This window comes from Acinetobacter sp. WCHAc060025, assembly GCF_004209355.1.
In the GTDB taxonomy this organism is placed as follows: Bacteria; Pseudomonadota; Gammaproteobacteria; order Pseudomonadales; family Moraxellaceae; genus Acinetobacter; species Acinetobacter wuhouensis.
The window spans coordinates 26,998-48,128 of the sequence record NZ_SGSX01000012.1 but is presented as its reverse complement, the minus strand read 5'-3'; the positions used below and the strand labels follow the sequence as shown (position 1 = coordinate 48,128).

Here is a 21,131-nt window from a genome sequence, read left to right as displayed (position 1 = left end):
GATTTATTCCTATCATTAATTCAGATCTAAACAGTTGGATTTAACGATTGATAATGTAGAAAAATTATTCAAATTTATGTGTTTGAGTCGAATCAAGCTTATTCATAATCAAGACGATTACTTTTCTTGATCAAATTTTGCTGTATGTTCACGAATACATGCTTTTAACTGTTCGACATCCATGTCTTCGATGGCATCCAAGGCATCATACAAAAACTGTGGATCATCATTCACTTTGCCTCCTAGTCGCAGCTCAATCCGAGCTTGAATACCATATTCAGCAACTTCAAATAATTCGTCTTCACTCAAACGCGCTAAAATTTCATCCTGATTTGTCATGTGTAGATTCTTTTATTTATGAAAAGTTCATCTTTAGCATGCTCATGGCAATGATAAAACTCAATTTTGTAACTTGAATAACTGCTCAACAAAAATTTGGCAATAAAAAAAGTGATGGTCAAAATTAGTGACCATCACTATCAAACGAGGTTCTTACAGCATGTTAAAATTTAACTCATCTTACTTTCTAAACGTTTTTGCTCATTCATTCGATTGGCAATAAAAATACAGAGCAAAATTGCGACCATCAAAACGGCTGAAGCAGCAAATAGACTCAATGCTAAACCACCATGATCAATCGGTTTGTCCAAGAAATCGCCCACCACCGCACCCAAAGGACGCGTCAATACAAATGCAGCCCAGAATAATAATGTTTTCGACACTTTACTGTAGAAATACAATACCACTACGATTGCCAGCAAGACGATATACAGCATAATACCGCCTGTATAGCCCAACCCTGCTGTATCCGATGACCAATCTCCCAATGCTGTACCAAGTGTTTGTGAGAATGTAATGGTGATCCAATAAAAAAGCTCTGCACGAGGTTGCTGTATATGTGGAGAAATAGAACCCTCAACTTTATACCAACTATAAAGCGATAAGAGTACAAGACTCAGTAATAAAGTACTGCCTCCTAGATAACCTATGCCCAAAGAACGATCGACAAAATCAGCCAGTGTTGTCCCCACTGTGGTACTGGCAATAATCGTGAACCAATACAAATACGGACGATATGTTTTTGCACGAATCTGAAAAAAGACAAAAGCAATAAACACAAAGGCGAAAATAAAGGTACTGAGTAAATATCCCAAATTCAGTGACATTGACACAGCATCACCCGCTGTTTCACCAAATGTCGTGGCAAATATTTTAGTGATCCAAAACAACAAAGTTACTTGAGGTACTTTAGACATCAATTCATTTAAATCATTTTGCTTCATCAGTTAAATCAGCATTTACTACAATGAAGCTATATTTAGCAATCAGACTTAAAGTAAAATTAAAACGTGACCACATTCACAAATATTTTAGAAAAAGAATGCGCATTGAAACCTCATCAAAATAAGAGCTACTCAGGCTATTTTACAAGGTAATTGGATAAACTGAAAAATTAGAATTTATATTTTGCTTCTTCCAAAACTGAAGCATGACTTCCGTTTCAGCAAATAAATTCACTGGCAGCTCATCTAAACTAAACCACTTCCAAGATTCAAAAATATGCGGTTCTGTGACTTTTAAATGCTGTTTTATATCATCCGAAGTTAATTGAACAAACAGCCCAGTTGTCATATTCACTCGAGGATTCTCATGATTTAACATCACGACAAAGGGCTTTAACTGTGAGTGATCAATCTTTAAATTGGTTTCTTCAAATAACTCTCTTGAAGCTGATTCCTCTAAACTTTCATGTGCTTCAATTTTTCCACCTGCGAAACACCATGATGGCGTTTCACCTGTTTTAATACGATGGCCAAGTAGCACGCGATTTTCACAATCAATCACCATCACACCTACGCCCACAATTGGCGTAGATATTTTCAATTCAGACATCTAAGAAAACCCTCTGCGTTACGACACTAAACCAAGTATTTAAAATAGTTATAACTTGGGTGATGCTCTACAAATACGTAATTCTGTTTGGTATAAAACTGAACAGCGTGATTAATGTCTGTATGTAGACACAAAGCTGAAAATTGTGGCTTGGCTCTTTTCTCTAACTCTTGTAATAAACGCTTTGCCACTCCTTCACGGCGATATTCAGGTAAAACATAAAAACGACGTACACGTCCAATCTTACGTTGCGTACTTGGGTTTTGATTGGTTTCAGCATCTTCACTAAATTGAATATTTAAACCGCCACAACCGACTAGTTTATTGCCGACATAAGCAGTCAATAGAAATTCACCCTTACGGTCAAAACGATTCGTGCCCTGTTCATATTCATCAACTAAACGCTGAATCATTTCAAAACCTTCTTTTTTTGAGGCAACCACTAAATCTTGAATATTCTCAGGTAACTGTTCTGCTTGTTGAATTAAAATTTCCATAATACCTAATCTATTTTCCCCAAAATTGTTCTACAACAAATGTAATTGAATTTTTTTCAACAAACTACTGTAAAGCAGAGCATTCGTGTAAACTTTGTGTTTTTAACATTGATGTGAATACAAACATGGCGACAGTTGACCTTTTTGCAATTGGTAATGCACTAATTGACCAAGAATTTAAAGTATCAGATGACTTTTTAGCTGAACAAAATTTGCAAAAAGGCACTATGCAACTGACTGATGGTGAAACACAAGTAAAACTTTATAACAATTTACAAGCAAGCCAAAATTATAAAGGTCAGGCTTCTGGTGGTTCAGCAGCCAATACGGCAGTTGCATTTGGCGCACTCGGTGCTTCAGCTTTCTATGCATGCCGTGTTGGTAATGATGATTTAGGTAAAATCTATCTAGACGGTTTAAATGAAGCTGGCATTCAAACCTCTGCAAAATCAATCAGTGAAGGTGTGACTGGTACCTGTATGGTTCTTGTCAGTGAAGACTCAGAACGCACCATGCATACCTATCTCGGTATTACAGCTGAGTTGTCTGATGTGCAAATGGATTTTGAACCACTTAAAACTGCAAAATGGCTGTATATCGAAGGTTATTTGTCTACAAGTGATTCAGCACGTTTAGCAGTAAAACAAGCACGTCAAATCGCACGTGAACACAATGTGAAAATCGCATTAACTTTATCTGATCCTGCCATGGTGCAATATGCACGTCAGGGTTTAAATGAATTACTGGATGATGGCGTAGATCTAATTTTCTGTAATGAACAAGAAGCCATGATGTATACAGAAACTGATTCTGTAGAAGCTGCATTGGAAAAATTAAAACAACTGAGCAATGAAGTTGTCATTACTCTGAGTGAAAAAGGTGCTTTAGTTTCTAATCAAAACAACCATTTCCATGTTCAAGGTCGCAAAGTCGTTGCTGTCGATGCCAACGGTGCGGGCGATGCTTTTGCAGGCGCTTTCTTATATGCCTTGAATAATGGTGAAAATTTACAAACTGCTGCCCAACTTGCTATTCTTATTTCAAGTGAAGTCGTTTCTCAATTTGGTCCTCGTTTAGATGTCGCCGATTATGCCAATCTACTCGAAACTTTCAAAAAGGAATGTGCATAAATGTCTGAAAAAATTGCAATGACAGAAGAAATCGAAGAACGTAAAGCACGTGCCTTCGATACCATGACAGGTGATACGATTTTCATCACTCAACGTGATGGTGCATTCTATGCCTATCAAAATGTCTGCCCGCACTTGCAAACTGAACTTGAGTTTTTGGAAAATCAGTTTCTAGATCAAGATGGCGAATATATTCAATGCTCAACACACGGTGCATTGTTTGATGTTGAAACGGGTGAATGCATTTCTGGGCCATGCTTAGGCGACAAACTCGAAAAAGTAAACATTACCGTTCATTCTGATGGTGGTATTTACATCGAGGACGAATAATATGCAAACTGCCATGCTGAATTTTTTCTTGGAAGCTGATTTGATGCCATTTCATTTCAGCGTACTGGCATTGATTTTGCTCAGCATGACAGAAACTTTCGGTAACTACATTGGTTTACGACCAAGTTCATTTTTAAAACGAATCTCCCCAGAATGGTTGATCAACTCCCCTCTATTACAAGTAAAATTTTCCAAAGTCCTCATCTTTGTTTTTTTATTGCTTAATTTTAGTTTTGCAGGTTATTTTTTACAGCTGACTATCTTTGCGAGCAAACAAATGTTTGCCCCCTGGTACTATGTCGTCCTCCCCGCTTTTATTATTGGCATCTTTTTTACTGTGTTTATGATCCATTGTTTGGATCAAGTCATCAAACCCAAAATCACTGAAAATAAAGTTAATTTACTTGGACGTTTAGCAACCGTTTCTAGTGGTAACGCACGCCCTGGATTTTCTGCTCAAGCGCGTGTCCGTGATGAGTTTGGACAATTACACTATGTTCAGGTTGAACCTGAGTTTGGCGAACTAGAATTCCAATCTCAAATTATTTTAATTCGATTTCGAAAATCACACTATATCGCAAAAAAAATCTCGATTTGCAATGATTTATTTAGTGCTGATCAATTCTAAACCTGTTTATCTTGCATCACAGCAAGTTCCTAAATTTTAAAAATATCATAGGCTTATTTTGCTTAGGCTATTTATAATCAATCAACTTTTAAAAGTTTCTTATCTGCATTTCTCATCAATAAACCACAGCAATTATAAATTTAACTTCTATTATATTTAGTATGAATAAAGCCTATATTAAACCAACTATTTAACTTGGTTTATTTTGCAAAACAAATCACACTTAACAACTTAAAAATTAATTCAAACCAATTTAGTTGGTTTAAAAAAACTAAACAATACTATTTTAGTTGGTTTTATTTTTATTAATTCCAACTATTTTAATCAACTTTATAATGATAAATTTTTAGTATATTTTTTAACAAACAACCAATATAAATAATTGTTTTTATTGAACTTAATAATATATTTTTATTTTAATTGTTTTATCTATTTATTTTTTGCTGTGATTTGTTTAATAATATAGAAGTAATTAAATAATAGGCTTAAATCATGAGCTTAAAATCCCTCGATTTAAATCGTCGTCTTGTTAGAGAAATAGCAGTCATTTTAATAATTAAGATTGTTCTTTTAATGACAATCAAACATATCTGGTTTGATGCGCCGACGATTCCCAAAGATTTTGATAACCAAGTTGCTGAGCGTATTGCCGGCAGTCCTTCCCAAATCAAGGAGACACGTTGATGATTTCTGAAAGCGTGGTCGATCTTTCGCGGTTCCAATTTGCAATGACCGCGATGTATCACTTTATATTTGTACCTCTTACTCTCGGTATGGCTTTTCTTCTTGCCATTATGGAAACCACTTATGTGATTTCTGGTAAAGAAATTTATAAAGACATGACCAAGTTCTGGGGCAAGTTGTTTGGTATTAACTTTGCCTTAGGTGTAACCACTGGTTTAACCATGGAATTCCAGTTTGGTACAAACTGGGCGTACTACTCTCACTATGTCGGTGATATTTTCGGTGCGCCACTTGCCATTGAAGGATTAATGGCTTTCTTCCTTGAATCTACTTTTATTGGTTTATTCTTCTTTGGCTGGGATCGCCTTTCTAAAGTTCAACACTTAGGTGTCACTTGGCTCGTAGCACTTGGCTCGAACATGTCCGCTTTGTGGATTTTGGTTGCCAATGGTTGGATGCAAAACCCTGTCGGTGCTGAGTTCAACTATGAAACGATGCGTATGGAGTTGGTTGACTTCGGTGCGTTGATTTTCAACCCAGTTGCCCAGGTTAAATTCGTTCACACTGTTTCAGCGGGTTATGTGACTGGTGCAATCTTCGTATTGGCTATTTCTAGTTACTACATGCTGAAAAAACGTGACTTACCATTTGCACGTCGTTCATTCGCAATTGCTGCAATCTTCGGTTTAGCCTCTACATTATCTGTAATCTTACTGGGTGATGAATCAGGTTATGAACTTGGTGATGTGCAAAAAACTAAATTGGCTGCAATCGAATCAGAGTGGGAAACTCACCCTGCGCCTGCACCATTCACAGTATTTGGTATTCCAAACCAAGAAGAACAGCGTACTGATTATGCAATCAAAATCCCGTATGCCATGGGTCTGATTGCAACACGTTCAACAGATAAAGAAGTGACTGGTCTTAAAGATTTAATGGCTCAACATGAGATCCGTATTCGTAATGGTATGGTGGCTTATAGTGAACTTGAAAAATTACGTGCTGGTGATCGCTCTCCTGAACTTATGGCTTCTTTCAAAGAAAACCAAAAAGATTTAGGTTATGGCTTACTTCTTAAAAAATATACTGAAAATGTAACTGATGCATCTGAAGAACACATCAAAGCAGCGACTAAAGATACGATTCCTCACGTAGCGAGCCTATTCTGGTCATTCCGTGCGATGGTTGCTTCTGGCTTCTTGATGTTACTTCTCTTCATCCTTGCAACTTATGCAGTAGCTAAACGCAATGCAGAATCAAAACCTTGGTTACTGAAATTTGCACTATTCGCTTTACCGCTTCCTTGGATTGCTGCGCAAACTGGTTGGTATGTGGCTGAAGGTGGTCGTCAACCGTGGACGATCGGTGAAGTATTACCAACTCACCTATCTGCTTCTAGCTTAAGCACTGGTGATGTATGGGGTTCTATCATTGCATTGGCGGCGTTCTATACAGTGTTGTTAATTATCGAAATGTACTTAATGATCAAATTCTCACGTCTTGGTCCAAGTTCTTTACATACTGGTAAATATCACTTCGAGAAACTTGAAGCAGCTCAAAATGCACAAAATTCTCAAGTTGAAGGAGCTCAATCATGATCGAATATGAACTGCTCAAAATTATCTGGTGGGTTCTCGTTGGTGTCTTACTGATCGGCTTTGCCCTCACAGATGGCTTCGATATGGGCTCTATGGCGATCATGCCATTTGTAGGTAAAACAGATGACGAACGTCGTGCGGCAATCAATACGATTGCCCCACACTGGGACGGCAACCAAGTTTGGTTCATTACAGCAGGTGGTGCGTTATTTGCTGCTTGGCCAATGGTGTATGCAACAGCATTCTCAGGGATGTACTGGGCACTATTACTGGTCTTGTTTGCCCTGTTCCTCAGACCTGTAGGCTTTGACTACCGTTCTAAACTTGAGAATACCAAATGGCGTAATTCTTGGGATTGGGGTCTATGTGTAGGTGGTGCAGTTCCTGCACTGGTATTTGGTGTTGCATTCGGTAATATGTTCCTAGGTGTACCATTTACTTTAGATGAGACTGTCCGTTCACATTACACTGGTAGCTTCTTTGCCCTATTGAATCCTTTTGCTCTAGTCTGCGGTATCGTGAGTTTATCTATGCTTTGTGCACACGGCGGTGCATGGTTAATGTTACGTACAGATGGTGACTTACGCGCTCGCTCTGCGAAAGCAACACAAATCATGGGTATCGTATTCCTTGTCTGCTTCCTTGGCGCTGGTGCATGGTTATACTTCGGTGGTATTGAAGGTTATACATTGGTACAACCGTTTGATACCAATGCTGCTGCGAATCCATTGGCAAAAGAAGTGTTAACTACGGGTAACCATGGTTGGATGAATAACTATTCTGCTTATCCAATTACAATGCTTGCTCCAATTGTTGCTATTCTCGGTGCGTTGATCGTAATTGCTGGTGCAGGTAAAGCAAAAGCTGGTATTGCATTTACAGGAACTACATTGATGGTGACTGGTGCGATTCTGACTGCAGGTTTTGCACTGTTCCCATTCCTTATGCCTTCAAGCCTCAACCCTGTTGCAAGCCTGACTATGTGGGATGCTGTATCTAGTCAAAAAACACTTTCTGTAATGACTGTTGCTGCATGCATCTTCGTTCCACTGATCTTGTGCTACACCACTTGGTGTTACTACAAAATGTGGGGCGTTATCACTAATAAACACGTACAAGACAACTCACACAGCCTATACTAAGGCTGTGTCATAGGAATATTGGAGAATAAGCTATGTGGTATTTCGCTTGGATTCTTGGGATTTTGATGGCATGTTTTGCAGGTGTTTTAAGTGCACTTTACATCGAACATCATCAAGATTTGGATGAGGAATAAAAAATGACAGAAATCGCAATGACAACAGAAGAAAAGAAGCCTTATAAATTTGCAATGGCCATTTCGTTTTTGATGGCATTGCCACTTGCAGGTGTATTATTGCTTCACCCTGGCGCTATGCTCGATGCCAACGGTCACTATAATCATAGTGCCCTAATGATGGTTATGATCGGCATTTCAGGTGGGTTTATACACGGTGTAGGATTTCTGCCAAAGTTTTGGGTTTGGAAATGGTTGTTTAGCCCTTATGTGGCATGGCCACTCATGTTGTGGGGCTACTACACATGGTTCTTGACCTGATTTAAAAACAAAGCCCTGATAATTCAGGGCTTTGTTCTATTTTAAATACGAAATATACTTTAAAAAAATAAACTTACTAATCCTCAATAAAAATCACCTCAGCCCCTATTCGCTTTAAATACCGAATATTTGGCTGAAAAAACTTTTCTACACCATGACTTAATTCAATTGGTAAATGTTTAGCTAAATTCAGTGCTTCCGCACCTGTTATTTTAAAATGCTGTTTAAGAAAACTCACCACCTGAATTTTATTCACACCAATATCAATCAGCATTAATTTGCCATAGATCCAAGGTTCATAATTTTCTTCATCCGAATACTTTTCACCCAGTTTATCAGTAATTGATTCTATTAAACTTGTATGCAACTCATGCCAAAGCCAACAATTTAAATCCTTGTTATCTGATATGTAGACTGCAAAATTTTCTGGATTAGCTTCCAATGTTTGAAATTTTAATAAATCCTTTTTAAAACTTTGCAAGGAATCAGCAACTTTTTCAAAGTCCCAACGCCCTACACCATGCCGAGCATAATATACTGGATAACCTATTTCACTTTCATTCATAAAAATAACAAATGGATCAGCAAAATAATTTTGGGCAAAGACATAACAATCGTTAGCCCAACCTCCATCATTACCACTAGTCAAATATTCACCAGTATTTACATTGATTCGATAACCATCTTGAAAATTTAAAAATCCTTGCAAACTCACTTCTGGATAGTTATTTGGTAAACACATTTGTTCAGACACTATCGAATCCGTAAGAAACTCCACCAATCGTTCTGGTAGTAATTGCATTTCCAATTTAATTATTCTCTTAAAATATTAATAAACATTATGCTCAAATATTACAAAGCCTTCCTCATCTCCACCAAATGCAAATCGACTTGTGGAATTCCCACATCTGCATCCAATGGATATTCATCAACCACACCAGTTTGCACATAACCACGGCGCTCATAATACGCAATCAGTTCATGACGTATACTCAACACCCACATGACAAAATCATTTAAATTTGGCAATTTTAAATCAACAACATATTTTTCAGCAAAATCTAGTGCTTGCTTCCCTATTCCCTGATTTTGATATTCAGATGCAATACAAAAAGTCCCCACTTCAACATTATCCTGATCAAAAGTCAGTCCAATACATGCAACCAAATTCCCTTCTAACTCAGCTACAAATAACTTAAAATTTTTCTGAAATAAAGACTGTTCCAATTGCTGATAATTAATTCGATCACCTGAAACAATCTCTGCTTCACTTGTCCAACTATTGCCATCTTTTTGTCGATAAGCCGAATTAATCAGCAGCACTAAGTTTGGAATATCAGATATTTGCGCGATTCTAAATTCAAGTTTTTGATTCATTATATTTTCGTTTTTAAATTTTAACCATGAATAACATAAATATATCCGCAAATAAAATCAACAGCACACGTTCATACCACACGATTTTATAAAAATTTAGGTTTTCAAGGATATGAGGAAAATATTTAGCTTGCTTATTCCACACTTCACTATGTATATGAATATTTGGTGAATATGCAATTTATTTCACATAAAGCATCAATAGTGTTTCAAAATTAATAAAATATCGTTCTATAAATAATGCTGTTTGTCATTTATTTTTTCAATATCTTAGTAAACAGAACGAACTAACTTAAGGATGTAAAACATGAACAAGTCTATTTTAGAAGTATTAACACCTGAAAACTCACAGATCATTTTCATTGATCATCAACCACAAATGGCGTTTGGTGTGCAGTCGATTGACCGTCAAACATTGAAAAATAATACTGTGGGTTTAGCGAAAGCAGCAAAAGTTTTTAATATTCCAACCACAATTACGACGGTAGAAACAGACAGCTTCTCAGGACATACCTATCCTGAACTCTTAGATGTTTTTCCAGATCTACCACTCTTAGAGCGTACTTCAATGAACTCTTGGGACGACCAAAAAGTCCGTGATTCATTGGCGAAGAATAACCGTAAAAAAATTATTGTTTCAGGTCTTTGGACTGAAGTGTGTAACCTAACTTTTGCTTTAAGTGCACTACATGATACAGATTATGAAATCTACATGGTTGCAGATGCGTCAGGTGGTACAACCAAAGAAGCACATGATTATGCGATGCAACGTATGATTCAAGCAGGTGTTATTCCTGTAACTTGGCAGCAAGTTTTACTTGAATGGCAACGTGACTGGGCAAAACGCGATACTTATGATCAAGTGATGGATATTGTCCGTGAACATTCTGGCGCATACGGTATGGGCGTAGACTATGCATATACCATGGTTCATAAAGCACCTGAACGTACAACATCAAAACACGAAGTGATCGCACCTGTTGCAGCAAAATAAATAGTTTAGCAAAAGCGAATATATAGATGAAAAAAACCGCAATACGATAAATCGTATTGCGGTTTTTATCTAACAAGTGCCTTAAATACCGCCTTGCTTAGTTTAGTATTAAGAAATTACTGCTCAGCGAGCCAAGACATAAACTTTTGACGTTCAGCTTTAGAAGCCTTCTGCCAAATTTGAATCAATTGCTGATCTGCTGAATTGCTACTGCTCACAACATTATTTGTTTTGGTTACCGAACTTACTACAGGTGCTGAAACTGCAACAGCAGAAGGTGTCGCATAGACTGCCGCTGGCTGATTTGTTGGCGTTTTTTTACTTGAAGTTAAGTCAATTACCTTACCGAACACGCCAGATCCTAACCAAGGTTTAGCTTCTGTATTCACCCCAGTTTGTTGCACCACTAAACGATTATTATTGTCGTAAATTGCAATCGTTGGTTGTTCAGCATATTTCTTGGCATCTTCAAAGCGTTTTGGAACATTGACTAGAGCGAGTTTATACGCCTGTCCATCTTTCAAATCTGGCGCTGTAATTGTGACGACGCCTGATTTGATAATATCGTGTTCACCACTCAAATGTTCAAAATACTGCTGATAGCGAACACTTACTGCGACTTGTCCTGCATCTACTTTATATTCATTTTTCTTACGTAAAAGACCCGAATTTACTTCCTGATCATTGACCGCTAAAACCACAATTTCTTCTGGCGCAGATATCGTCGCTGCTGCAAAAACTGAACCACTTAACATTAAACCCAAAGCAGCAATTCCGTATTTCAATGCCATGTTGTTTTACTCTTATTTCAAAAATATTAAAAATTTATTGCACTATGCAATGTAGTGATGACAGTTTTATGACAATGCGTTGAGATTTTATTTGAATCAGAAAAATCAGGGAATTTACTCAACCATTTTACATTTATTTGCAAAATCACTGTGTCATTCGTCATCTTGTTATTTTTACCCATTACAAAGCATTTTTTGATTGATTATAAATAGCTCGCAGCATTTGTTTGCGCTTTCAAATAAACGAAAATAATATAAGGTCATCATCGCAATGAAAACAAAACATAGCTCAACTCTCAAGTCACTATTAGTCGCATGTACGCTTGGTGTGTCATCTATATCAGCAATCAGCATTTCAATACCATCGTACGCAGCTAGCAGTAATGTCACACAAGTCAGTGCAGCACAATTAGCAAAGATTACCCTCAACTTAAAGACTAATTTGGCACAGCGTAATCTGAACAGTGCTGAAAAGAACCTTTATCAACAATTATATAATATTGCCAATAATCAAACTGCGCTTTATGACCCTACGATTCGTTCTGTTCCACAACAGTATGAAAATATCCGTACCAAGATCCATCAGCAGTTTGCTACAGTCAGACAATTAGCAATCAATACCTACGGTCAACAATCACCGCAAAAAGTTTTACTCGCAACCAATGCCTTTATTTTGATGTACTACGATGCCCTCAGTCGCAATAATCCGAAATTCTTTTGGGCAAATCTTGGGGTTTTTGTGGCGAATGATGTTCGCTCAAACTATGCACTGACCTATTCATTATCCAATGCACTTGATCCGCTCAATGTGACAGATGGTAAAAATATCGTGATTGCTGGTATGAGTATTCCAACCTTACAAGCAACGATTAGCCAAGCAAATAATGAATTAATTCAAGGGCAATCAAGCGTCATGGCAGATATTGGTGGATTAAGTGTTATGCATCAACACTATGATTCAACACGTTTAGCACAGGAACTCAGTGCATATGGGGCAAACCTAAGCCAAGCCTTTCAACTCCAAAAAATTGCCGATGATGAAGCCTTACGTTCAGGTGTCAATTCCGCTAAGTTTAAAAAATTAGCCACTGATGCTGCGATTAGTTTTGGTATTCATGAACAAGAAAAAATCTTACAACCGATGTGGGATAAACCTTTGATGCGTGATTTTTCCAAAATTAATGATTTTATGCTTACGCTGAGTTTAGAAAATTTAGGTTTACGTGGCGATATCTTCATTGGCGTGAATAAATTTAAACTCATCTTCACACCTTATCTGATTATACGTGCGCCAGTCAGTGCAACCAATCTTGCAAATTTACAAGACCGTATCGCGATTGCACGTAATGGATTTATCGTATTGAATGAATGGAAACAAAACATAGTCTACGCACCATGGATTCCAGTCTACCAATCTCAAATTGGTAAAGGTGATGGCTTGTACCAACCCGTAGGTGCGAGATAATCTAAATCATTCTAGATTGCTCAACGTTACATTCGTTTCAAACTGACTACATTTTGCGCACAGTTCTTGCTTGTTTAAGTGTGTGTATAACGCACAATAAAAAGACTCAATCACAAATGAGGTGCAACATGATTTTTAAAGACCATATTGTTCGTAGTGAAAATATCAAGACGATGCAGATGCTCCATGATGCAAAATTAGATCACCAAGTCATTGCCATGTTTATGACCTGTGAAGGTATTCCACTCGAAGCTGATGAAGTGAGTGCTATTTTGAAGCAGTTTGATGTACTCGGACAGCACAAAGCATCCCGTAAAAAAGCCAAAGCATTACTCCAAGCCAAAATGAACCATTTTGAAGATGATGAGTTGCCTTGCCCTGCAAGCTATTAATTTTCAAATCGAATACTTACCGAATCAATTACGAGCGATCAAAATGGTCGCTCGTTTTATTTAAATCACTAAATCGTCCTGCCCCCATGAAGATGTGTATAATCTAAATATCCTCATTTTTGTAATAGACTATGCTCCAAATTCTGCAAAAACAGCTTGATGAAAGTACCTTCTGCCCTTTGTGTCAGGCGAGCATGTATTTTGTCGAAGCTGAAGAATTTGAAAAAGAAGTAAGTTTTCATCAATGCAGTCATTGTCAGCATCAAGTTTTTGTCAATCAACAACGTAATTGCCACTGTGAAACTTGTCAAAATAAACGCCGTAAACTGATCAAAGAAACGCGTCTACAAGAAACGCGTAAACTGGCAAAAAAAGATGATTTTGAATTGGGTTTAGATCAACTCAGTTTTCTACATAAATTATTTTTATTGAGTATTTTGGACAATCAAGTTCATGAAAATACCAACCATAAAGAATTTATAGATTGGGAAATCATTAAATACCACCCGATTACACCTAACTACTATTTTCAAAGCCAATTGCTTAATCAATTGATCAAAGACAATGTTTTAGTGGCGAAAGAATTTAGTGACAATGCGCATCAATATTATATCAACGTGCGTTTAGATGGTTATTCTGAGCCCAGTCTATTTAGTATTACCACACAGCTTCGTCATTGGTTCTATGAAAATTTAACTCAAGGTGTACCATTTAAAACCTCAGAAGAAGTTAAAAATACTTTGTATGTGGTGCTGTATCAGGAAATTGTACAATTTGCACAGTATTACTGCCGAACTTGGGGCATTCAAATTTCTGGCAATAAAAATTTCCAAACCTTTTGTTATCGTTTGATGGATTCACTTGCTGTAGGGCAAATTTTCTATCTGATTCAAACAGCACTTGAATATTTGTATCAGAAAAAAGCTTTACAAGTGCGTAATGAAAACTTTATCAATACCAATATTTTAAAGAAAACAGTTCAGCAATATCGTGAACGTGCTGTTGCTGAAAAATGGGAAACCTCTACGCTCCCACGTCCGCCTAATATTCCATTTAGTAAAATGAGTGAAATCTTGTTTTATCGCTTTTTAGGTTACGATGAAAGTATCTTCTTTCAACCCGTTTGGAAGTCTTGGAAAAAGATTGAAGCGCGTTTGAATTTTTACTCTCAAAAGCGCTGTATGTATTGTGGTTCTAATGAATTAACCGTTGAATACGATGCGCAAAATTATGTAACCTTGTTGTGTCGTAGTTGTAAACACCAAGATCATTATTTTACTCAGTAAGGTGCTGTTATGAATCATCCTGAAACGCTTTCGCTCAATGATGCAGATCAGCTCAATAACCAAACTGATGTAATTTTACAAAAAGTGGTTGATGCTTGGACTGAGCTTCAAACTCAACAACCTTTGGTGCATTGCATCACCAATAGTGTCGCTGCTAATTATGCTGCAAATGTGTTACTTGCAGCAGGTGCATCACCTGCGATGATTGATAATCCTTTTGAAGCGGAAAGTTTTGCTTCAATTGCAGCAGCTTTAAGTATTAATTTAGGTACGCCAACATCTGAACAAATGCAAGCCATGCAAATTTCTGCACAGACTGTTTCTGCTAAAAAAATGCCTTGGGTACTTGACCCTGTTGGTTACGGCGCATTCTTAAAATGGCGCAGTGAAATGGTCGATCAGTTGATTTTACTCAATCCGACTGTCATTCGTGGCAATGCTTCAGAAATCAGCACATTAGCAGGCAATCAAGTTGAGTCTAAAGGTGTAGACAGCACTGTTTCGAGTAATGAAGTTTATTTACAAGCTTTGCCACTACTCGCCCATAGTGAATGTGTGGCTATTTCAGGTGAATCTGACTTTATTTTATCGAAAGAACTCAATGCCGTAATTCAGGTCAATGGTGGTAGTTTTCTGCAACCGAAAGTTACTGCGACAGGTTGTGCGCTCGGTGCTTTAATCGCAGCTTATTGTGCTGTTGCGAATCCAACGATTGCTACGATTGCAGCACATATTCATTTTGCGATTGCCGGAAAATTGGCTTTTGAAAAAGCGCAAACTGTTGGTAGTTTTAATGTGGCTTTTTTGGATGAAATTTATACATTGAATGCGGATAAAATTTGGGAATATGGGGATATTGAAGTTTTAGGACTTTAATTCTTATTGATTGGCCTTTTGAGTATCTATAGCATCAAAAGCCATAGTTCCTAAAAGATCACCATGAGAGTATGAAATATTGGTAATTCTCGGACAGCTATCTGAATCCTTACTCAATTGATCAAAACTAAATATAATCCTTCGCCCCTCTTGCCCGCCGATCCATACAAAATATTCATAAGGATTTTTCGTCTCTTCTATCTGGTAGCCTAGACCCTCTGGATCTTGAGAATCGTATAGAATATTAAAATCTATATCACAAATACCTCCTTTCTCTGCACATTTTTGTTCAGCAATAAATTTGTTCGCAAGTTTATTATCAAAATATTGCTTTTACTCGCTTTCAGTTGCAGATAGTGGATTCAAATTTGATTGATACATTTTTTCCAATAAATCTTTCAGTTCTAGGCATGATTTTTCTGTTTGAATCTCCGACTTTTGATGATTTTCAGAGTTTTGATCAGCTTGCTGTAAACGATCACAGGCAGTAAGCAGGATTGTTAGATTCAGAATCAGTAATGCTGTAATTTTTCTTGTCATTTTATTTTTTATATCAATCAATAGTTGCCCAATCATACAAAATTAGGCAACTGCGTTAAATCATTTTTTCACAAATACTTTCTTATAAATCTCTCTTGGCATTTCAGCAAACTCAACACAAAGTTGAACATCTAAACCATTCGCTGAATAAGCATTAAAAGACTGTAAACATTGCGATAAACTTTCAGTCATCACATTTTTTTGTTCTTCAGTACGACCACTCAGACCTTGTAAACGTACAAAAATAAATGCATGTTCGTTATTTCCAAAACCAATTAAATAGTCTGAAACTTCTTGAATACGCGTTTTGATATCATGCGGTTCAGCGACTAAACCTGTATCAAACAATGCATGATTTAGACCCAACATTAATTCTTTCTTGTTTAAATCCTGAATATTGTCAGAATAATCAATAAACATTTGTGGCATACAATCACCGAATTCCTTTTTAAACTTAGCTTGAAGACATTATTCAATAAATAACAATGCTAAACGAACTTGATCATAACCCATTTTCGGACTGGTCAAATCAACGATTGGACGTAACTTAATCGCTCCATCATCATTGAAATGACTTGGGTCTTGGCGCTTCATCAATTTCTTATAAATCACACGGACTTTTTCAACGACTTCTTCACCTGGATTAGCAACTGAAATATCCAAACCTTGCTCACGATGTAAACGGGCCAAATGATTGATAATCGTTGCAGGGGTTAAACCACGCTCCACTGCAATATCTTGAATTTCATAACCACTTTCAAACAGCTCACGAGTTTCATCCAAAGTTGCCGATGCATAATTGGTTTTACCACCACTGCGTGCAAGTTTCTTCTCATTGCGCTCAATTTCTGTGGGATTCAACGTGCCACCACAGTGACGAATAAAGGCATTGTGTTGTGTTGTTAAATCAGCATCGAGGTAATGTTCAACTGCTTCATCTGACAACTCCTGAAAGCGACGATCCGCTTTGATCGCTAAACTATCTAATTCTAAAGCTTGATCATTAAAACCAAGTAGACGTAAACCATTGATTGACTTTAAGCGTGATAAAGCAACATAACCTTGCCCTTTTTCAAAGGTATGACTCAGGTTAATTTCAGCAGCTTCAAGGGTCATGCCTTGAGATTTGTGAATGGTGATCGCCCAAGCCAAACGCAATGGAACTTGCTGCAAACTGGCGATGGTTTTACCACCTTCATTATCTACCGACCAAGTTTCAGGTGCGACTAAAAGTGTTGTTCCATCCGTCATTTTAACTTTAGGCAACATGCCTAATTCATCATCTTCTTCAAAACCAATGACTTCACCCAAACTTCCGTTGATATAGCCCATATCGAAGTTGTTCTTCACAAACATCACTTTGGCATGTTTCTTCAACGTTAATTCTTCAGGTGCGCGAACAGATGATTTCAATGTTTCAATCAACTTTTCATTACCATCGGTCACCGCAACGAATTGATGATCAGTACCTTCAATCGCATTGAGATGTTGAAAATTGATACTGTCTACATCCATATTATGGGTATATAAACGTGTAAAGGTTTCACCAATATCTTGATTTCGCGTATTTTGTAAAGCTTGAATATGTTGTGGCTGAATGCTTTGCGAACGAATAGCATTGAGAATATCGTTCAGTGCAGAATCATCTTGGCGGTGTTGTTCAGTTAAATAGCAGACACGAAATTTGGCTTCGACCCAAGCATCTGACATAAAACAAAATTTATCACGATTCTTTTCACCATTACGCCCTACAGGTGGTAACTGAAAGAAGTCACCCGCAGCGATGACTTGGATGCCACCAAAAGCTTCATCGGATTCTTTAAAATATTTTAAAACTTGATTGACCAAATTCAGTTGTTTGGCATGCAACATGGATATTTCATCAATAATCAGCACTTGGGCATTTTCCAAATGCTCTTTTAAATATTTACGCTCTTTCATCCGTTTTAGATCATCATCGGAAAGCGTATCTTTGATCCCAATCCCCGCCCATGTATGAATGGTCATGCCATTCATATGCGTTGCAGCAATCCCTGTTGAAGCAGTAATCGCCACAGGAACTTTACGTGCTTTTAAATAATTGATGTATTGATTTAGCGTATATGTTTTACCTGCACCTGCCGAGCCAGTCAAAAAGACATTTTCACCCGCTTTCATGAGTTTGAGTGCAGTTTCTTGTTTCATAACAGCCTTGAATTACCGATTGGGAATGTGACGGCTATAGCCTAACGATTTTTGACAAAAAAGTTAAGCCAAATGAACAAAGCTGATTGAATTAAGTCATCATGAAATTACAATCTTTGGAAAATAGAATTATAAATTCCCCAATTCCTCATTGGGCTGAATGCTACTTTTCCACTTTAAATGTTGATTCACATCTTGGATAAACGCCATCGCTTTAACATGAAATTGCTGTTCTGGGATTTGATTACTCGGCAAACGTAATTGATCAAACTCCAAGCGACCTAATTTATAAAAACAACCCAAAGTCATTTCCTGTGTAGGATCATCGATATGGGTCATATGAAAAGCCACATATTCTCGTTCAGCGATTCGTTGACTATAAGACATTGCCAAACAATGCTTAAACACCACAGACTCTTGGATAATGCGCTTTAAACTATTCAATTCCTCATAACACCAATCTTCAAAATAAATCTTTTGCATCGGTGCAATACGATCCCACGACTCTGCGGGGATTTTTTCTTTTAATTTAGATAAGGTATCAACAAAGTGATTATGTGCATGCCAATGTCTGGCTTGCTGATAGAGGCTTGCCCAAGTCACGTTTCGGTGAATTTCATCATGCTGATTAAACAAATGCACAACATAATCAGAAACATAACTATCGAAAATACTATGATTCGATCGTTGATCATGACTGATATGTTTGAATGTTTTTCTAAAGTCTTCAACCTTGATATTGTGCTTTTGCAGATCAATAAAAAATTTTGGGAATTGCTGTAAATGCAGATCCATATATTGCACTAAATCTGCTGGCAAAACAGTCACAATGTTTTGTAGAAAGTGCATATATGCCTGTATCACACGATTAATTTTAATGAATAATTTTTTATACAGTTGGGGCTGATCACCCAACATCAAAGCAGCAAAATCTAACCATTCTTCAATATATAAAAAAGAATGTGAAATCATTTTCCAACTCGAATTAGGGCTTAAATTATTATTTAAAAATGAATAGCGCGTATTTTTAACATCATTTTGCCATTCATTTGTAATTGCATATTCATAACATTCAATTAAAAACAATCGTGCAGCAACGTTTTTAAAATATTTAAGCACGGCGAGTAATACAACCGGATTAATTTTTGAAGTATCAATAAAGCTCAGAGCAGTGACAGTAATTCTAACATTAACATCGTCTAGCTGCTTTGCCACCCAATCATTGACCATTGCTTCTTGCTTAAATAACCAATTCACACTACGTTTGAGTGTAAAAATGGGTAGACGAATAGCATCATCCAATTCCCAATAGTCATCCTGATTATTTAAAAAACGTTGTTTATGCAGTAAATCCTGATATTGCCAAAAACCGCGTTTCATACGCCCCGCGTATGCAATTAAATGTGGTTGCTCTTGAGCATGCTTTGACAATAGTTTGATACTTTCAAAATCACGAATAACATCCTGTAGTTGTACTGAGTTTGGATAGAGCAATTGAAAAATTCTAAATAAATGTTGCGGAATACATTGCTCAAAACAAAATAGGAATTGATAAAACTTCTGTACCAATTCATTTACAGGTAGAAACTCTTGTCCCAGTACAGAGTTAATCAAGACCAAATGTTTGATATTAATTTCAGCACTTAACGGAATCGCCTTGCCATATTTAGCAAAATCTGACATATAAGGATGATCAAAATATTCATACTTTATCAAGAGTTGATCAATTTTATTGGCTTCATTTTCTTGAATATTATAAAGATACTGCTCTACTCTATTCTCACCATCAACCCACTCAAACACCTGTTCAATCAAAGTTTGGCGAATAATTTGCGCTTTTGTTTTTAAATCTGTGGGATGTATTTCATGGTATTTATGCAGATAAAAATGAACATCTTCAATGACGTATTTAATCAAACGATCAATATTCAGTGGTTTTACAATCGTTGTATGTAAATGTTGCACTTGCGATTCAAAAATCACACCAACTTCTTCATCGATATGAACTTTTAAGAAATCATTAGCCACACTAAAAGTATGGTTTTGAACATTAAATTGAAAAAAATTATCGACAGTTACACTGACCAAGTAATCTAGCTGATCAAGATAAATTTTTTGTAAAGTTTCAGAAATTTGAAGCAATTCTTGGGCGGCAAACTGGTGTCTATTTGGCAGTTGATTTTGCACTGTTTGCACCATACTTCCCTCAAACAAATGGCATCGTTAATGAATATTCCATTTTAAGCGCTGCATCGTTTAATACAAATGAATTTAGCGATAGTTTTGCAAAACTTTGTTTAAAGTTGTTTTTACTTGTAAATGTATAAATTTAATCAGAAAATAAAAAAAGCCAATACATCAGTATTGGCTTAATTATTCTAAATCATTTCTAAAAGGCTTATATTAGAATTAGGTATGTAAAGGCTTAATTCCCATACGATCTTCAACCAAATCATAACACCATTGGAAAATAAAGGTATAAACGAGAATACAACTGGTCATTCCTAAGTCTAATAAAATCGCTTGTAAAATCGTCATATCCATCGCATACGCTACCATTGGGATGGTTGCTAACATCAAGCCACCTTCAAAACCAATGGCATGCAAGATACGTACACGGATCGTACGTTGTAATTTTTTACGTTGTTCATATTTTTCAAAAAAATGATTGAAAACCATATTCCAAACCACTGAAGTTACCGCCATTGCAATACCCAAAGTGCCCGTAACTTCCATTGGAACTTCAAAAATAAAACTTAATGCAATCGCTATGATCACCAATAGGATGATCTCATAGCTCAACGCATGAACAATCCTTCTTTTGGAAATCACCATTTTAAAACACTCTTCATTGATTCGACAAATGCATCATACTTTTATAAAATTGATC

At 36.8% G+C, this 21,131-nt stretch carries 25 protein-coding genes; 13 read left to right on the top strand and 12 right to left on the bottom strand.

The features are described 5' to 3' along the window. Positions 1-117: 117 nt before the first annotated feature. The 4 genes from EXE09_RS11470 to EXE09_RS11455 all read right to left on the bottom strand — a co-directional run bounded on the left by EXE09_RS11470 (position 118) and on the right by EXE09_RS11455 (position 2,390). Positions 118-339: a hypothetical protein gene (locus EXE09_RS11470; protein ID WP_068974593.1), complete on the bottom strand. Its 222-nt coding sequence runs from the start codon at positions 337-339 to the stop codon at positions 118-120. 170 nt (positions 340-509) lie between these two features. Next, positions 510-1,283 (bottom strand): hypothetical protein, encoded by a 774-nt coding sequence (locus EXE09_RS11465; RefSeq protein ID WP_130117361.1) that lies wholly within the window; start codon positions 1,281-1,283, stop codon positions 510-512. 142 nt (positions 1,284-1,425) lie between these two features. After that, on the bottom strand, positions 1,426-1,893 hold the full coding sequence (locus EXE09_RS11460; protein ID WP_130117360.1) for a nucleotide triphosphate diphosphatase NUDT15: 468 nt from the start codon (positions 1,891-1,893) through the stop codon (positions 1,426-1,428). A gap of 26 nt (positions 1,894-1,919) precedes the next feature. Beyond that, complete coding sequence (locus EXE09_RS11455) at positions 1,920-2,390, bottom strand: GNAT family N-acetyltransferase (RefSeq protein WP_087551768.1); 471 nt, start codon at positions 2,388-2,390, stop codon at positions 1,920-1,922. 125 nt (positions 2,391-2,515) lie between these two features. Between EXE09_RS11455 and EXE09_RS11450 the strand changes: the two genes are divergently transcribed. From EXE09_RS11450 to EXE09_RS11415, 8 genes are all read left to right on the top strand, one after another. Continuing rightward, positions 2,516-3,520 (top strand): adenosine kinase, encoded by a 1,005-nt coding sequence (locus EXE09_RS11450; RefSeq protein WP_130117359.1) that lies wholly within the window; start codon positions 2,516-2,518, stop codon positions 3,518-3,520. A gap of 18 nt (positions 3,521-3,538) precedes the next feature. Next, a complete protein-coding gene (locus EXE09_RS11445; RefSeq protein ID WP_162994974.1) occupies positions 3,539-3,850 on the top strand; it encodes a Rieske (2Fe-2S) protein in 312 nt (103 codons plus the stop codon). Between the two features lie 13 nt (positions 3,851-3,863). Further along, positions 3,864-4,478 carry an OB-fold-containig protein gene (locus EXE09_RS11440; protein WP_130117419.1) on the top strand — a complete coding sequence of 205 codons (615 nt, stop codon included), beginning with the start codon at positions 3,864-3,866 and terminating at the stop codon, positions 4,476-4,478. A 492-nt stretch (positions 4,479-4,970) separates the two neighbouring features. After that, positions 4,971-5,162: a cytochrome oxidase putative small subunit CydP gene (gene cydP, locus EXE09_RS11435; protein WP_068974587.1), complete on the top strand. Its 192-nt coding sequence runs from the start codon at positions 4,971-4,973 to the stop codon at positions 5,160-5,162. Continuing rightward, positions 5,162-6,760: a cytochrome ubiquinol oxidase subunit I gene (locus EXE09_RS11430; protein ID WP_130117358.1), complete on the top strand. Its 1,599-nt coding sequence runs from the start codon at positions 5,162-5,164 to the stop codon at positions 6,758-6,760. Before cydP ends, EXE09_RS11430 begins: the two co-directional genes overlap by 1 nt. After that, positions 6,757-7,902: a cytochrome d ubiquinol oxidase subunit II gene (cydB, locus tag EXE09_RS11425; protein ID WP_068974585.1), complete on the top strand. Its 1,146-nt coding sequence runs from the start codon at positions 6,757-6,759 to the stop codon at positions 7,900-7,902. Before EXE09_RS11430 ends, cydB begins: the two co-directional genes overlap by 4 nt. Before the next feature lie 32 nt (positions 7,903-7,934). Further along, positions 7,935-8,036 carry a cytochrome bd-I oxidase subunit CydX gene (gene cydX / locus EXE09_RS11420; protein ID WP_002120988.1) on the top strand — a complete coding sequence of 34 codons (102 nt, stop codon included), beginning with the start codon at positions 7,935-7,937 and terminating at the stop codon, positions 8,034-8,036. A gap of 3 nt (positions 8,037-8,039) precedes the next feature. Next, positions 8,040-8,336, top strand: a complete 297-nt coding sequence (locus tag EXE09_RS11415; protein ID WP_068974584.1) for a cyd operon YbgE family protein — start codon at positions 8,040-8,042, stop codon at positions 8,334-8,336. Between the two features lie 76 nt (positions 8,337-8,412). On the opposite strand, the gene EXE09_RS11410 is transcribed toward EXE09_RS11415, so the two are convergent. Continuing rightward, positions 8,413-9,090 (bottom strand): hypothetical protein, encoded by a 678-nt coding sequence (locus tag EXE09_RS11410; RefSeq protein WP_130117357.1) that lies wholly within the window; start codon positions 9,088-9,090, stop codon positions 8,413-8,415. A 98-nt stretch (positions 9,091-9,188) separates the two neighbouring features. Beyond that, entirely contained in the window at positions 9,189-9,713 is a 525-nt protein-coding gene (locus EXE09_RS11405) for a GNAT family N-acetyltransferase (RefSeq protein ID WP_130117356.1), read from the bottom strand. Between the two features lie 307 nt (positions 9,714-10,020). Here EXE09_RS11405 and EXE09_RS11400 point away from each other — a divergent pair, with 307 nt between their 5' ends. Further along, complete coding sequence (locus EXE09_RS11400; RefSeq protein WP_087551762.1) at positions 10,021-10,707, top strand: hydrolase; 687 nt, start codon at positions 10,021-10,023, stop codon at positions 10,705-10,707. A gap of 116 nt (positions 10,708-10,823) precedes the next feature. Here the strand turns inward: EXE09_RS11400 and EXE09_RS11395 are convergent, their stop codons facing one another. Beyond that, positions 10,824-11,498, bottom strand: a complete 675-nt coding sequence (locus tag EXE09_RS11395; protein WP_130117355.1) for a DUF2057 domain-containing protein — start codon at positions 11,496-11,498, stop codon at positions 10,824-10,826. A 271-nt stretch (positions 11,499-11,769) separates the two neighbouring features. On the opposite strand from EXE09_RS11395, the gene EXE09_RS11390 reads away from it, so the two are divergent. From EXE09_RS11390 to thiM, 4 genes are all read left to right on the top strand, one after another. Then, positions 11,770-12,963 (top strand): hypothetical protein, encoded by a 1,194-nt coding sequence (locus tag EXE09_RS11390; RefSeq protein WP_130117354.1) that lies wholly within the window; start codon positions 11,770-11,772, stop codon positions 12,961-12,963. A gap of 128 nt (positions 12,964-13,091) precedes the next feature. Then, entirely contained in the window at positions 13,092-13,355 is a 264-nt protein-coding gene (locus EXE09_RS11385) for a hypothetical protein (protein WP_087551759.1), read from the top strand. A 131-nt stretch (positions 13,356-13,486) separates the two neighbouring features. Further along, complete coding sequence (locus EXE09_RS11380; protein ID WP_130117353.1) at positions 13,487-14,641, top strand: hypothetical protein; 1,155 nt, start codon at positions 13,487-13,489, stop codon at positions 14,639-14,641. Between the two features lie 9 nt (positions 14,642-14,650). Continuing rightward, positions 14,651-15,517: a hydroxyethylthiazole kinase gene (gene thiM / locus EXE09_RS11375; protein ID WP_130117352.1), complete on the top strand. Its 867-nt coding sequence runs from the start codon at positions 14,651-14,653 to the stop codon at positions 15,515-15,517. A gap of 333 nt (positions 15,518-15,850) precedes the next feature. Here the strand turns inward: thiM and EXE09_RS11370 are convergent, their stop codons facing one another. The 5 genes from EXE09_RS11370 to aceI form a co-directional block, all read right to left on the bottom strand. After that, positions 15,851-16,057: a hypothetical protein gene (locus EXE09_RS11370; RefSeq protein WP_130117351.1), complete on the bottom strand. Its 207-nt coding sequence runs from the start codon at positions 16,055-16,057 to the stop codon at positions 15,851-15,853. 60 nt (positions 16,058-16,117) lie between these two features. Continuing rightward, entirely contained in the window at positions 16,118-16,486 is a 369-nt protein-coding gene (locus EXE09_RS11365; protein WP_130117350.1) for a 5-carboxymethyl-2-hydroxymuconate Delta-isomerase, read from the bottom strand. Between the two features lie 39 nt (positions 16,487-16,525). Next, positions 16,526-18,241: an AAA family ATPase gene (locus EXE09_RS11360; RefSeq protein WP_130117349.1), complete on the bottom strand. Its 1,716-nt coding sequence runs from the start codon at positions 18,239-18,241 to the stop codon at positions 16,526-16,528. Positions 18,242-18,370: 129 nt separating this feature from the next. Beyond that, positions 18,371-20,440, bottom strand: coding sequence for a hypothetical protein (locus tag EXE09_RS11355; protein WP_130117348.1), 2,070 nt, complete (start codon positions 20,438-20,440; stop codon positions 18,371-18,373). A 210-nt stretch (positions 20,441-20,650) separates the two neighbouring features. Then, positions 20,651-21,076, bottom strand: coding sequence for a chlorhexidine efflux PACE transporter AceI (gene aceI / locus EXE09_RS11350; protein ID WP_087551752.1), 426 nt, complete (start codon positions 21,074-21,076; stop codon positions 20,651-20,653). Positions 21,077-21,131: the final 55 nt, after the last annotated feature.